This window comes from Flavobacterium sp. ASW18X (genome assembly GCF_005144745.1).
In the GTDB taxonomy this organism is placed as follows: domain Bacteria; phylum Bacteroidota; class Bacteroidia; order Flavobacteriales; family Flavobacteriaceae; genus Croceivirga.
Genome location: NZ_SWKK01000052.1, coordinates 1 through 1,254 on the forward strand (window position 1 = coordinate 1; position 1,254 = coordinate 1,254).

Here is a 1,254-nt window from a genome sequence, read left to right on the forward strand (position 1 = left end):
AAAAGGGTTTTAAATCAATTAATGGTAGTTTGGAGCAAAACAAAATTTCGCCCTCCTTTTTACAAGCTTCGGTAGTTTGAAACTAATAAGCTAATTTTATATTAAAATCTGAAGGCGGTTTTGGGACAGACTGCCGTTGTAAAACATTTGACTAAACTATTCGACATATTATTTAGATTCTTGCTTGGAAGCGGAACAACTTGGAATCAAGCAAAAGCGAAAGTTCATAAGGAATTAGGTATTTCTCAAGCCAAAATATTTGCTTGGAAATCTCACTCAATCGTTGAAATTGACTCTAAAAAAAATCTTGTCATTCTAAAAGGGGAAAACGGAAAATTAATCCCTATAGAATCGGATAAAAAAACAACTCAAAATTTGATAAAGGGCATTGCTGAAAATCAATTTTTACCGAAATATGGAACTGACTTTATTAACGAAATAAAATCTTGGAATTTTGAGTATTATCGAACCAAACCACCTGAATATAAAGTGGATTTAAGAGCAAAACTGAAACCAGAAGACCAAACTACCGAGAAAAGAAAAAAAATGTATCACAAACGGAATATAGTCGTGTCTGAATTTTTTATTAAAAAACTAATTGAAAAGACAATATAAAAACGTTTTACAACAATGAATAACCGCAATTACGGCGGATTCGACTACGTCCGAATCCAGCACGAATTGCTAAAACCTGTGCTTAATTCTAACACTACCAACTAAATACCGTAACTTCGGTTATACCAACCGTTATGTGGCATTTGAGTAAACCACCTTTTCATAATAAGGAAGCTCTCTTGCGCTGCTTTCAATAGAATTTATGCCGTCATTTACAAAGTCTTCGAGCCATATTACATTCTTCTTGACCATTGCAATAAATGTAACTTCATCCACCACCATTTCAGTCTCTATTGGCTCGAATCCAAAAAAACTGTAATATCTTCTTACCCATTCCGCTTCCTCATTAGTGAGTACCTTGTTTGGAAACAGCTTGCTTATCATTAATTTTTTAGCCATACTAAAAACGCCACATAACAAAGTGTAAAGCAAATAGCCGTCATGTGGCTAAGTTTTTCGCTATTTGCAAGGTTTGTAATCATTTCAATCTTTAGTGTTTTCTGTGTAGGCTACTTGCCTTACACAAACCGTTGTAGTGCATTTGGCAGAAGGCATCGTCCTGAAATAGGTTGACTAAAAAAGTTATCATATTTAGCAATCTATGGAAGAATCAAAAAAACCACCCTGTCGAAAAAAGAA

The 1,254-nt window shown here is 34.1% G+C and carries 2 protein-coding genes; one reads left to right on the forward strand and one right to left on the reverse strand.

Annotated elements, in window-relative coordinates; genetic code table 11:
* Window positions 1-120: 120 nt before the first annotated feature.
* Window positions 121-615, forward strand: a complete 495-nt coding sequence (locus FBT53_RS15925) for a hypothetical protein (RefSeq protein WP_136952176.1) — start codon at window positions 121-123, stop codon at window positions 613-615.
* A gap of 132 nt (window positions 616-747) precedes the next feature.
* Here FBT53_RS15925 and FBT53_RS15930 read toward each other — a convergent pair whose 3' ends face one another.
* Window positions 748-1,014 carry a hypothetical protein gene (locus FBT53_RS15930; protein WP_136952177.1) on the reverse strand — a complete coding sequence of 89 codons (267 nt, stop codon included), beginning with the start codon at window positions 1,012-1,014 and terminating at the stop codon, window positions 748-750.
* Window positions 1,015-1,254 lie beyond the last annotated feature (240 nt).

Coding starts and splice junctions, on each gene's coding strand:
- FBT53_RS15930 (WP_136952177.1), bottom strand. CDS start 1,014: ATGGCTAAAAAATTAATGATAAGCAAGCTGTTTCCAAACAAGGTACTC.